This is a genomic window from Spongiibacter tropicus DSM 19543 (assembly GCF_000420325.1).
GTDB classification, from domain to species: domain Bacteria; phylum Pseudomonadota; class Gammaproteobacteria; order Pseudomonadales; family Spongiibacteraceae; genus Spongiibacter; species Spongiibacter tropicus.
This window is the reverse complement of record NZ_ATUS01000002.1, coordinates 159,197-170,512: the sequence shown is the minus strand read 5'-3', so window position 1 is coordinate 170,512 and position 11,316 is coordinate 159,197. Positions and strand designations below refer to the sequence as shown.

General features: G+C 56.5%; 11 protein-coding genes and 1 riboswitch. Of the genes, 5 read left to right on the top strand and 6 right to left on the bottom strand.

Annotation, left to right across the window (positions count from 1 at the left end; genetic code table 11):
* Nucleotides 1-16: 16 nt before the first annotated feature.
* From G411_RS20355 to G411_RS0112405, 3 genes are all read right to left on the bottom strand, one after another.
* Entirely contained in the window at nucleotides 17-1,876 is a 1,860-nt protein-coding gene (locus tag G411_RS20355; protein WP_022959539.1) for a TonB-dependent receptor domain-containing protein, read from the bottom strand.
* A 92-nt stretch (nucleotides 1,877-1,968) separates the two neighbouring features.
* Nucleotides 1,969-2,122: riboswitch (cobalamin riboswitch) on the bottom strand.
* Nucleotides 2,123-2,198: 76 nt separating this feature from the next.
* Nucleotides 2,199-3,386, bottom strand: coding sequence for a hypothetical protein (locus G411_RS0112410; RefSeq protein ID WP_157581305.1), 1,188 nt, complete (start codon nucleotides 3,384-3,386; stop codon nucleotides 2,199-2,201).
* Between the two features lie 96 nt (nucleotides 3,387-3,482).
* Nucleotides 3,483-4,391: a 2-dehydropantoate 2-reductase gene (locus tag G411_RS0112405; RefSeq protein WP_022959537.1), complete on the bottom strand. Its 909-nt coding sequence runs from the start codon at nucleotides 4,389-4,391 to the stop codon at nucleotides 3,483-3,485.
* 106 nt (nucleotides 4,392-4,497) lie between these two features.
* Here G411_RS0112405 and G411_RS0112400 point away from each other — a divergent pair, with 106 nt between their 5' ends.
* Both G411_RS0112400 and G411_RS0112395 read left to right on the top strand, forming a co-directional pair.
* The gene (locus G411_RS0112400; protein WP_022959536.1) at nucleotides 4,498-4,980 is read left to right on the top strand and encodes a YajQ family cyclic di-GMP-binding protein; all 483 of its coding nucleotides are present in this window, start codon (nucleotides 4,498-4,500) and stop codon (nucleotides 4,978-4,980) included.
* A gap of 42 nt (nucleotides 4,981-5,022) precedes the next feature.
* A complete protein-coding gene (locus G411_RS0112395) occupies nucleotides 5,023-6,294 on the top strand; it encodes an AmpG family muropeptide MFS transporter (protein ID WP_022959535.1) in 1,272 nt (423 codons plus the stop codon).
* Here the strand turns inward: G411_RS0112395 and G411_RS0112390 are convergent.
* The 3 genes from G411_RS0112390 to G411_RS0112380 are packed head-to-tail and all read right to left on the bottom strand — an operon-like array spanning nucleotide 6,282 to nucleotide 8,218.
* Complete coding sequence (locus G411_RS0112390; protein WP_022959534.1) at nucleotides 6,282-6,641, bottom strand: MGMT family protein; 360 nt, start codon at nucleotides 6,639-6,641, stop codon at nucleotides 6,282-6,284. The genes G411_RS0112395 and G411_RS0112390 overlap by 13 nt on opposite strands.
* Nucleotides 6,601-7,245 carry a carbonic anhydrase gene (locus tag G411_RS0112385; RefSeq protein WP_022959533.1) on the bottom strand — a complete coding sequence of 215 codons (645 nt, stop codon included), beginning with the start codon at nucleotides 7,243-7,245 and terminating at the stop codon, nucleotides 6,601-6,603. The genes G411_RS0112390 and G411_RS0112385 overlap by 41 nt, the downstream gene beginning before the upstream one ends.
* A 55-nt stretch (nucleotides 7,246-7,300) precedes the next feature.
* Entirely contained in the window at nucleotides 7,301-8,218 is a 918-nt protein-coding gene (locus G411_RS0112380; RefSeq protein ID WP_037509395.1) for a phospholipase A, read from the bottom strand.
* Nucleotides 8,219-8,483: 265 nt separating this feature from the next.
* Here G411_RS0112380 and G411_RS0112375 point away from each other — a divergent pair, with 265 nt between their 5' ends.
* From G411_RS0112375 to groL, 3 genes are all read left to right on the top strand, one after another.
* Complete coding sequence (locus G411_RS0112375) at nucleotides 8,484-8,942, top strand: FxsA family protein (RefSeq protein WP_022959531.1); 459 nt, start codon at nucleotides 8,484-8,486, stop codon at nucleotides 8,940-8,942.
* Between the two features lie 201 nt (nucleotides 8,943-9,143).
* Nucleotides 9,144-9,434, top strand: coding sequence for a co-chaperone GroES (locus G411_RS0112370; RefSeq protein WP_022959530.1), 291 nt, complete (start codon nucleotides 9,144-9,146; stop codon nucleotides 9,432-9,434).
* 50 nt (nucleotides 9,435-9,484) lie between these two features.
* A complete protein-coding gene (gene groL / locus G411_RS0112365) occupies nucleotides 9,485-11,131 on the top strand; it encodes a chaperonin GroEL (protein WP_028968399.1) in 1,647 nt (548 codons plus the stop codon).
* Nucleotides 11,132-11,316: the final 185 nt, after the last annotated feature.

The following is an 11,316-nucleotide window of genomic DNA, read 5'->3' as shown; positions in this document are numbered from 1 at the left end:
GGGCTCCTGTTGGTGCTCAGGGATTATAGGTGATACTCAGCAGCGCCTCGCGTCCGACAGACTGGTAGTCGCCAAGACTTCCGCCACGCGCACTGATGTACTCCTTGTCGAGGGCGTTCTTCACGGCAAACTTCAGGCTGAGATCCTCGCGCAGACGATAGGAAATGCCAGCATCCAGCAGGCCATAGCCACTCAGTTCATCGTTGTTGGCGGCATCTTCATAGCGGCTTCCCACCAGTCTCAGGCTGGCATTGACGCCCCAGCGATCCCATTCGCGATCAACATTGATGTTGGCCTGGCGGTCGGGGCGGCGGCGCAGCTCCTTGCCGAGGTCGCGATCTTCGGTATCCAGCAGCGTGATATTCGCATCGATATGCCACAGGGCAATCACGGTGGAAACACTGGCTTCTACACCCTTGATGCGCGCAGAATTAATCTGATCCGGACCAAAAGTGATTGGATTGTACGCGATCAGTTTTTCGACATCATTGGTGAAATAGTTCAAGCTCCAGCGTCCCCATGATTGCTGGCCGCGAATCTCGACTTCACGGTTTTTTGAGTGCTCGGGCTCAAGGTCGGGGTTACCGTAGCCTGGGTAGTAAAGGTCATTGAACGTCGGGGCGTTAAAACCTTCGCCATACGACAAGACCATTTTTATTGACTCAGTCAGGTCGATGCCTGCTGCCGCATTGCGGGTGTTGTGGCTGCCGAACTGCTCATTGTTGTCGTGGCGCCAGCCCAGCACATAATCAATCAAGCCGTGGTCGGCCTGCCATTGCAGGTAACCCGCGCTGGCATCGCGTTCACCTTGATCATAATTTTGCGTGCTTTTCACTTTGTCGCTGAAGTATTCGCCGCCGAGGGTCAGGGTATAGGCTTTGCCCAGCGTGAAGTCGTTTTGAATACCGCCTTGCTTGCGGGTGGTTTTAAAAATGTCACCACGCGGAGCGGCAGGATCTACGTAGCGATACTCGGTTTCACTTTCATCCCCTGAGCGGCCTGCGCTGAGGGTGAGTTTCCAGTTATCGGTAAGCAGGAACTCGCCACGCAGACTGCCGACGCTGACGGAGTTGTCACCATAGGGTGCGCACTCGACAGTATTCCAGGCGTTGTCATAGCAGTTCGCATCGTAGTCGTTTTCCGAATCACTCTGCTGATACATCGCATAGAGGTTTGCACGCTCGTTGATGCGATGAACCAGGCTGAAGTTTAGGGCTTGCTGTTCAAAGGCGTCGTCATCGCCATGGCGGCCCGCGGTGCTGGTGGTATTGTCGACACCATCGGTTTCGTCATGCAGCAGGCTCAAGCTGAACTGCGTGTCGGCATTGCCGCCGTTCAGTGCCGCCAGTGCTTTCAAGGTGTTGTTCGACCCCGCGCTCATCTGGACGAAGGGCTTCACGCCATCGGTATCATGAAACTTCTTGGTGATAATGTTGACCACGCCGCCAATGGCTTCGGAACCGTAAAGCACCGAGCGGGGGCCGCGCACAATTTCCACTCGCTCAATCAGCTCCGGGGGAAGGTTGGTCAATGCCGGGCTGCCGCTGGTAGCTGAGCTGACACGCACGCCGTCGACTAGCACTAGCGTGTGATTACTGTTGTTGCCGCGCAAGAACAGACTGGTGGCAGAGCCGCGACCACCATTGCGCAGCATGCTGACACCCGTTGCGCGGGACAGCAGTTCCTGCAGGTCTAGCGGTGCGATGCGTTCAATGTCAGCGCGCTCGAAGACACTGACCGGCGCCAATACTTCGGCCAGGCTTTGCTCAATCCGAGTGGCGGTGACAACCGTAGTTTCCATTTCCGGTGAACCGGCATGGGCGAGACTAATAAACAGCGGCAGGCAGCCGCCAATAGCGAGTTTTGCGAGTTTCATGATAAACCTCAAAGCTTGTGAACGTCAGCAATGAGGGAGGGATAGAGGTGATATACGAATATATGACCACTGATGAAGCCCTCCGCTACATCGGGTAAACAACTGATCAGGCCGGTTCCGGGCTCTCACCATGGGGTGATTACCGTTGCGGGGGCAGCGTCGGTCTTGTCGAGGTCGACTCACCGAACTTCCCGTTTAACCCTTGAGCGTGACACGCTTCAGGGCACCTGTTTCAGGCGGCGCAACTGTATGCCGGGCGACAAGGCTTGTCAAATTGCGATGGCCGACGCTTGTTGACCCAAGCCTTGTGGTTGAGGGAGTACTAGTTGAAATATAACCATAGCGGCTGGGCATCGCTGCCGAAACTGCCGAGGTACTGTCGCTCGACAAATTTGCCGTTGGTGTCGCGCAAAGGATCTGTTTCAAGCTCTGTATAGAGGGGGAAGGGCGTGTTGGCGTGCAGTGCTGCTTCGCCGAGATGGATGGCGGCTTCATACTGGCGGTGGCCGCTGTACATTGATGAGCTACCTTGGGCGTATTGATAGAGTCCCCAGTCGCTGATGGCGTATTTTTTCCAGCGCTCCTTGTCGCTGCTGGGTGGTTCGCCCTGCCAGTGAAAGCGAGTTTGTCGAATGCTGGTTATCCCGGGGCCACGGCCGATATGAATCCTCTCGTTGACCAGTGTGTCGAACAGGCCCATGTGGAGATACACGCGCAGTTGGTCATAGCCACTGGCCGTCCGTTCAGCGGTGGCGTCGCAGGCGATAAATAACCAGTCGCCGACAACCTTGGCATACAGTGTGGTTTGGCTGCCGTCATCGCTAGTCAGGCGAAGCGCGTCGCGCCATGCATCCGCTTCCAGAATGCCGTCGATGACGGGGGCGTCGGTATCGCGAGGGATTGAGAGGGTGCTCGTGCCCTCTGGCGGTGTCCTTGTGGCAGCCTGTTGGCTTCGGGCCGTTTTAATTTTGCGCTCCAGCAGGCTGTCATCATACTGGCGGCTTGCCGAGCTGCCTTTGCGCCGGATGTAATGGCGGTCGGCAATTTTGTCGAGATACAGCGATTCAAAGCGCTCGCCGTCAGCGAGCGTTACGGAAAAGCTGCCGGTATCGATCTTGCCCGACAGCTTCAAGCGTTTGGGCTTGGCATGTGCGGAGGTGGTCTCAAGCGCATTGGTAACGGCGGTGCTGTCTCGCTGCGACGATGGCGTGTCGCGAAGAAAAAAGTAGTAAATCACACCGGCGAAAATCACGGCATCGACCAGCATAAACAAGGCGAATGCTTTGACATTGATGACCGACTTGCGGATGCCCTTCGGTTCAGGTGGTGCCGTGTGTTTAAACAGCCAGGGCTTTTGCTCGCGCAATTCATTGCTGATGCGATCAATGGCGGCTTTTGCCTCGGCCAGGTCACAGTGCGTGGCCTGGCGGTACTGTTTGATGGCCTCGATCTGTCGGCCCGCCGCAATGGCTTTTTCTATGTTGTACGCTTGCAGGGCTGTCAGCGTCATATCTGGGACTCGCATGGCGGCCCGCAGCATCGCAGGCAGGTTTGATTTGCTGTTCACCGTATTAAAACGGCGCTGCAGCGCGCATGGCAAGCGGATTTACGACAGTGCGCGAACCTGTTCCAGAAGCTGTTGGTTGGTGTCCAGTGTCAGGCCCACGTCTGACGCATAGCGGCAAAGGTAGCCGGTAATATAGTCAATTTCGCTGGGGCGCCCATTTTCAATATCCTGCAGCATAGACGAGCGATTCAGCGCGGTTCCTCTGACGACGGCGAGCACTTGCTCACGCAGTCCGTCGAAGCGCGCGGGCTGGCCCATGTATTCGCCCAGTTCGAGTATTTCGTCGATAACCTGGTGTAATTGCTGGAGTGCCAGCGGGTTGTCCAGTAGCTCGCCGTTACGACAGCGATAAAGCGCGGTAAGGGGGTTGATCGCGCAGTTGACCGCCAGCTTGCGCCAGAGTGCGGCGTCAATGTCTTCGGTCGCGCTGACATCCAGTGGCCCGACACTGAGACTGTTGGCGAGCAAATCGGCATTCGGCCCGCCGCCCAGTAAGGTCTGGCCGCGACCGGCGTGAACCACTTGGAAGGGGGCCGGGCGATAGGCGCCTTCGGTGGTCACTGCTTGGTAGCAATGCAGATCGGGTCGCCTTTCCAGCAATTCTTCGCGCACGCCAAGGCCATTTTGCAATAGCACCACGGTTGCGCCTCTGCTGAGACGACGGTCGATTCGGCTCAGTGCTTTAAGACTGTCCGGGGCTTTGGTGGTCAGCAACAAGTGGTCGATGGGGGCGCCGTCTTCCTCGCAGGACTGCGCTGGCAGCGGCAGCAGTTCGGCGCTGCCGCCGAGGGTAGCGAGAATACCCCGCGCCCGCCGATAGTCTTCCAGTCGGGCGTTATCGCGCAGCAATAAAGCGGCGCTGCGGCCTTGTTTGAAGGCATAAGAAGCCCACAGCGTGCCGATAGCACCTGCACCGAGAATAGACCAGTGAAGCTCGTGTGTATGCATGGGCGCAGCTTACGGGATAGGCCTGCGCTGCGGCAATGTCCGATGCTGTTGACTTGCGTCGGTGCTTGCTACACTTGGCCCGCTAGAATTGTTAAGGAACGACCCGATGCCCTCATTTGATATTGTTTCTGAAGTGGATTTGCACACGTTTACTAATGCTTTGGATCAGTCCAACCGTGTGATCGAAACGCGCTTTGACTTCAAGGGCGTCGATGCCAAGTTCGAACGAGATGGCCTCAATGCCGTCATCTACGCAGATGCCGAGTTTCAGCTGACTCAGATGGAAGACATGCTGCGCAGCAATCTGATCAAGAACAAAATCGATCCCAAGGCCATGGAGCTCGACAAGGTGGAAACCTCTGGCAAGCAGGTGAAGCAGCGCATCACCATGAAAACCGGACTGGAAGGTGATCTGGCGAGAAAAATCGTCAAGCTGATTAAAGACACCAAGATTAAAGTACAAACGCAGATTCAGGGCGATCAAGTACGGGTGACCGGCAAAAAGCGTGATGACCTTCAGCAGGTCATGGCTATGCTCCGTGAGGCGGATCTTGAACAGCCACTACAGTTTAATAACTTCCGTGATTAAGGCCTTACTGTTGTCTTTGTTCCTTTACGCGGAGGTCGTCGGATGAGCGATGCCGACACGCCACTGGCAGAACAGCCCTGGCATAAAGCGATTTTCACCCGGCAGATGTTTATCTGTGTATTGACGGGAATCGCCTCGGGGCTACCACTCTATTTCCTTATTCAGTTGGTGCCTGCCTGGCTGCGCAGTGAGGGCGTCGGGCTGACGGAAATCGGTCTGTTTGCCCTGGTGGGTTTTCCCTACAACTGGAAGTTTATCTGGGCGCCGTTAATGGACCGCTACGTGCCGCCTTTTCTGGGGCGTCGCCGTGGCTGGATGCTGATTACTCAAATCGCACTGATGCTGTCGATGGCGGCACTGGGATTTATTGATCCCAAAGTGTCAGTGGGCTTGGTGGCCTATGTGGCGGCGGGCGTGGCGTTTTTCGGCGCCAGTCAGGATGTGGTGCTGGATGCCTATCGTCGCGAATTGCTGAAAGATGAAGAACTCGGTCTGGGCAATGCCATACACGTGCAGGCCTACCGACTGGCTGGCTTGGTGCCCGGTTCGCTGGGCGTCATCATGGGCGATTACCTGCCCTGGAGCACGGTGTTTATGGTGATGGCCGGCTTTATGGCAATCGGCGTTGCCATGACGCTGTGGGTCAGCGAGGCCTCTGATGCCAGTGTTGCGCCGCTGACTTTGCGGGCGGCCGTCGTTGAGCCGTTCCGGGAGTTTGTATTGCGCCGCGGCTTGGGCAGTGCCCTGTTGCTGCTGTCGTTCCTGTTTCTCTACAAACTCGGCGACAACATGGCCACGGCGCTGTCATCGCCGTTTTATCTGGATATTGGTTTCAGCCTGACCGAGATTGGCACCATCGCCAAAACCGCCTCGCTGACGGCGGCCATCATTGGCGGTCTGGTTGGCGGTGTCATCATGATTCGCCTGGGAATTAACCGGGCACTGTGGGTATTTGGCTTTGTCCAAGTCGCCAGTATTTTGGGCTTTGCTGCATTGGCGGAAATCGGCCCCAACCGGCTGGCGCTGACGCTGGTGATTGTTTTTGAATACCTCGGCGTTGGCTTGGGCACCGCGGCCTTTACCGCCTTTATTGCCCGGGCAACAACGCCGGCCTATGCCGCCACGCAGTTCGCCCTGTTTACCGCACTTGCCGCATTGCCGCGCACCTTTGCCAACGCCACCACCGGCTGGATTGTCGAGGCGATTGGCTGGACCAATTTCTACCTCTTCTGCACCGCGTTGGCGGTTCCGGGCATGTTGATGTTGTTTAAAGTGGCGCCGTGGTCTGAGCCCAGCGATGCTCAGTCTTCGTGAAGGGGCCAGCGACGCTGCCGCCAGTAGAGTTTGCCGGCGGTATCGGCGCTGCCTTCTTCTAACAGGCGCTGAAGTTGCCGCTGGTATTGATCACTGCCCACCGGGAAACTGATTCGGCCCTGCGCATTGACGACCCGGTGCCAAGGCAGAGCCGTGTCCTCGGGTAACTGTGACAGCTGTCTGCCCACCCAGCGTGCCCGACCGGGCAGCCCGGCTTGCCGGGCGAGTTCGCCGTAGCTGCACAGCCTGCCATGAGGAATGTGGCTGAGCGCCAGCCTCAGTTGCTGGCGCGCCCGGTCACTGAGGTCATTCGTCGAGATTGCGGATGCGCTCCCAGTAGTCTTCATAGAAGAAGTCCACCTTGCCGGTTTCGAGGGAGTACTCGGCACCCACAACCATCAATTTGCCTTCGCTGATCAGGCTTTCAAGGGTCGATGAGCCGCTGGAAAGGTGTTCAACAGAACTGCGGACATTCGCGCGTACCGCTTGCTCCACCAGCTTGTCATGGTCGTGTTTCAACTCCGTGGCCAGCAGGCTCTCTACCGCCGGGCGAACACGTTTAACGATCGAATGAAGGTTGGACGTCGGGATTTTTGAGTTGCCGGTCAGGGCATTGACGGTGGCGTTGATTGCGCCGCATTTTGAGTGGCCCAGCACCACGACCAATGGTGTGCCGAAGCTCAGTGCGGCAAACTCAACGCTGCCAATGCCAGACGGTGCAACGATATTTCCTGCCACGCGGATAACAAATAAGTCGCCCAGGCCCTGATCGAATACCAGCTCGGCGGGAACGCGTGCATCGGAACAACCCAAAATAATCGCGAAAGGGCTCTGCTCGGCCACCAGCTCAGGGCGGTTGACCATGCAGGTATCTTCATTGGCGCTGAGTTTTTCAACGAAACGCGCATTGCCCTCTTTGAGCCGCGCTAAAGCTTGCTGTGCAGTGATCATGTCTTACCTTCAGTGTTTTGATGATTGTTGTTGTAAGTGTTTTGCGCGGACCGGCTTAGAGCCAGTCACTGATCAATACGCCGATGCCGACGCTTTGCAGCGAATTATTATATTCGATCAGGCTCTCGCCGTAGCCATTAAAATACTTCACATAGGCTTTGATTTTTGAACTGATCGGGAAGCTCCAGCCCAGCTCTATTGCGCCTCGACTGTCGCTGCGCAGATTGTTACGGACCATAATACTCAGGGTGCGGTCGTGCCACTGATAGAAGCCCATCCACTCGAAATGACCCATATAGTGCTCGATGTCCGGGTTGTCATCGTCATCCCGGTCTTCGGGAATGCGATACCACGGCCGAAACGACATGGCGAAGCGGTCCTTTTCGAACAGGAAGTTCAGCATGACACGGTTCCAGCTGCGCGATAGCGGCTCGCTGCGACCGTTTGACTGGTGGTTGAAAATCAGCTGATTGCCGACATTGCGAAAGCCCAGCCACTCCCAGTCATTGGTATAACTCAGAATCAGTTCGGGCTCGTGATTGGTCTCCCTGAACGGTGCGGAATATTCTTTGTTGTAGGCCTGCCAGAAGGAGCGGCCAGTGTAGGCTCCGCTCAGTGTGCCGTCGCCGAGAATGCCCCGGGCGATATGAACTTTCACACTGAGTTGGAATTCCACCTCGGTATTGTCGACGCCCTCTTTATCCACGCCGAGACTGTCACTGAAGTCGCTGGTGTCGTCGCGCCATGAGATCGGCAGCAGATAGTTGATGCGGTGAGGGGTGAGAACAAAGGGGTTCTCACTGGCGACATCTTCAAGCGCTTTGCGCTCGTTGATGACGCCACTCTGATTGCTGCGCAGCTCCTGCTCTGCGCTTTCTACCGGATCAATCTGTTGGCGGCAGCGTTCGCGCAGGTCACCGATAGAGGTGTCGTTGGCGGCATCCTGGCTCAACAAGGCCAGACACTGTCGCATGGACACGATTTGCTCCTGCGTTTCCTGTACTTTGTCCTGAGCCAGGGCTGGCGCGCACAGCAGGCCGCCGAGCAGGAGTGAGCATATAATTTGGGCGTGCAGTTGGCGCATGGCTTGTCGCTAGTCGTTGAGTCTGAAGAGCTGACATAATAGGGTGACAAGCGGCGATGCACTAGGGGTGAAGTCTCCGAATGTGGCTGTGTCGCCGGGATGAGAATTTGGCGCCGCCGGGGCACCTTTGCAGGAAAAACGGGTCTGCGTAAGCATGAGAATACTGTTTGTTGTTTTTATTTTGGCGCCGATTCTGGAAATGTGGCTGCTGATTGAAGTGGGCAGTGCCATTGGCGCGCTGCCAACCATCGCCTGCGTGGTGTTAACGGCCATGGCGGGCGCCGCACTGCTCCGCCAGCAAGGCGTATCGACGCTGCTCCGCGCGCGTCAGCGCATGGATCACGGTGAAGTGCCTGCCCGGGAAATGCTGGAGGGGATGTTGCTGGCCATCGGTGGTGTACTGCTGCTGACGCCCGGTTTTATCACTGACGCATTGGGGCTGGTTTTCCTGCTGAGACCGTTGCGCGGGGCGCTGATTGATGCGCTGCTGCGTCGCGGTCTGGTGCAAGTAAACACCGCCGGTTTCGGCAGCTACGGAGCGGGTCGCAGCGCTCAGCGTGAAGATTCTGCGTCAAATGTCACTATTGAAGGCGAATACCGCAAAGAAGAGTAAAAAAAATCGCCCCCCGCTCTTGAAAAGTATTTTATAGCCCCCAACTCCCTGAACAGCCCGCGGGCACTGGCCTCGCGGGAACTCTGATGAGTCCCGATCTGCGTGAGAGGGAAGTCGTCGTGCGGCGTAAGCCGTGTTGCGGCACCGGAAGACCGGTGAAATAACAACATGTATTCATTGATTTAATGGAGATCGAGCAAGATGAAAATTCGTCCCCTATACGACCGCGTAGTGGTTCGTCGTAGCGAAGAGGAGCAGACCAGCGCCGGTGGTATCGTGTTGCCCGGTTCTGCGAAAGAGAAGCCGAACCAGGGTGAAGTGCTGGCTGTGGGCGAAGGCAAACTGCTGGAAAACGGTGAGCTGCGTCCCGTCGGTGTCAACGTCGGCGATCGCGTGATCTTCGGTCAGTACTCCGGCAATACCGTGAAGGTAGATGGCGAAGAGCTGATCATTCTTGGTGAGTCTGAGATTTTCGGCATCATTGAAGCCTAATTCTCAAAACCATAATTGAATCAACGAATTAGTGAATTAAAGGTAAGACGATCATGGCTAAAGACGTAGTATTTGGCAACGAAGCTCGCCAGCGCATGGTGGCTGGTGTCAACACCCTGGCAAACGCCGTTAAAGTAACGTTGGGCCCCAAAGGCCGTAACGTGGTTCTGGACAAATCTTTCGGTGCGCCGACCGTGACCAAAGACGGTGTATCTGTGGCGAAAGAAATCGAGCTGGAAGACAAGCTGGAGAACATGGGCGCCCAGATGGTGAAGGAAGTGGCTTCCAAAGCCTCTGACGACGCAGGTGACGGCACCACTACCGCAACTGTTCTGGCACAAGCTATCGTTAACGAGGGTTTGAAAGCCGTTGCTGCTGGCATGAACCCGATGGACCTGAAGCGCGGTATCGACAAAGCGATTGCTGCCGCCGTAGAGCAGGTCAAAGCCCTGTCTATCCCCTGTGCCGACAGCAAAGCGATTGCTCAGGTCGGTACTATTTCTGCCAACAGCGATAGCCATGTTGGTGAGATCATCGCAGAAGCGATGGAAAAAGTGGGTAAAGAAGGCGTTATCACCGTTGAAGAAGGCCAAGGCCTGGAAAACGCGCTGGAAGTGGTTGAGGGCATGCAGTTCGACCGCGGCTACCTGTCTCCTTACTTCATCAACAACTCTGAAAACATGAGTGTTGAGCACGACAGCCCCTTTATCCTGCTGGTCGACAAGAAAATCTCCAACATCCGCGAGCTGCTGCCGCTGCTGGAGCAAGTGGCCAAGTCCAGCCGTCCGCTGGTTATTATCGCTGAGGATGTTGAAGGCGAAGCGCTGGCGACACTGGTGGTTAACACGATGCGCGGCATCGTGAAAGTGGCTGCCTGTAAAGCGCCTGGTTTCGGCGATCGCCGCAAAGCCATGCTGCAGGACATCGCTGTTCTGACCGGCGGTACGGTTATTTCTGAAGAAGTGGGCCTGGATCTGGAGCAAGCGACTCTGGAGCACCTGGGTACTGCCAAGCGCGTCACCATGGATAAAGAAAACACGGTGATTGTTGACGGTGCGGGCGACAGCGCGGCCATTCAGGCGCGTGTTGGTGAAATCCGCACGCAGATCGAAAACACCAGCTCTGACTACGACCGTGAAAAACTGCAAGAGCGCGTAGCCAAGCTGGCTGGCGGTGTTGCTGTGATCAAGGTTGGAGCGGCCACCGAAATCGAAATGAAAGAGAAGAAAGCCCGCGTTGAAGACGCGCTGCACGCTACTCGTGCTGCGGTTGAAGAAGGTGTGGTACCTGGCGGTGGTGTTGCGCTGGTTCGCGCTATTTCTCAGCTGGGTGAAGTGGCTGGCGACAACCAAGACCAGCAGGCCGGTATCAAAGCGGCACTGCGCGCGATGGAAGCGCCTCTGCGTCAGATCGTCACTAACGCTGGCGACGAAGCCTCTGTCGTGCTGGACAAAGTTCGCAGTGGCGAAGGCAACTTCGGCTACAACGCTGGTAACGGCACCTACGGTGACATGATGGAAATGGGTATCCTCGATCCCGCCAAAGTGACCCGTACTGCTCTGCAGGCTGCTGGCTCTGTTGCCGGCCTGATCATCACCACCGAGTGCATGATCGCCGACGCACCGAAAGACGATGCCCCGGCAATGCCTGATATGGGCGGCATGGGTGGTATGGGCGGCATGGGCGGCATGATGTAAGCCTCCGCGCTCTACCGAAAAGCCCCGCAATGCGGGGCTTTTTTTTGCCTGCGAGATAGGTTCAAGACGCTCGCGAAAGGCAGGAGGTCGGAAATGGCGGCTTGTCGAAAATCCGTTTTAATGTTGTAGTAGTAAACATATTAAATAAATGTGACATAGCGATGGCTTCGGCGATCGCCAATAAC

What these genes read in the sequence shown, in the direction of transcription:
- G411_RS20355 (WP_022959539.1), bottom strand. Translation starts at nt 1,876, where the DNA reads ATGAAACTCGCAAAACTCGCTATTGGCGGCTGCCTGCCGCTGTTTATT.
- G411_RS0112410 (WP_157581305.1), bottom strand. Translation starts at nt 3,386, where the DNA reads ATGACGCTGACAGCCCTGCAAGCGTACAACATAGAAAAAGCCATTGCG.
- G411_RS0112405 (WP_022959537.1), bottom strand. Translation starts at nt 4,391, where the DNA reads ATGCATACACACGAGCTTCACTGGTCTATTCTCGGTGCAGGTGCTATC.
- G411_RS0112400 (WP_022959536.1), top strand. Translation starts at nt 4,498, where the DNA reads ATGCCCTCATTTGATATTGTTTCTGAAGTGGATTTGCACACGTTTACT.
- G411_RS0112395 (WP_022959535.1), top strand. Translation starts at nt 5,023, where the DNA reads ATGAGCGATGCCGACACGCCACTGGCAGAACAGCCCTGGCATAAAGCG.
- G411_RS0112390 (WP_022959534.1), bottom strand. Translation starts at nt 6,641, where the DNA reads ATGAAGACTACTGGGAGCGCATCCGCAATCTCGACGAATGACCTCAGT.
- G411_RS0112385 (WP_022959533.1), bottom strand. Translation starts at nt 7,245, where the DNA reads ATGATCACTGCACAGCAAGCTTTAGCGCGGCTCAAAGAGGGCAATGCG.
- G411_RS0112380 (WP_037509395.1), bottom strand. Translation starts at nt 8,218, where the DNA reads ATGCGACAGTGTCTGGCCTTGTTGAGCCAGGATGCCGCCAACGACACC.
- G411_RS0112375 (WP_022959531.1), top strand. Translation starts at nt 8,484, where the DNA reads ATGAGAATACTGTTTGTTGTTTTTATTTTGGCGCCGATTCTGGAAATG.
- G411_RS0112370 (WP_022959530.1), top strand. Translation starts at nt 9,144, where the DNA reads ATGAAAATTCGTCCCCTATACGACCGCGTAGTGGTTCGTCGTAGCGAA.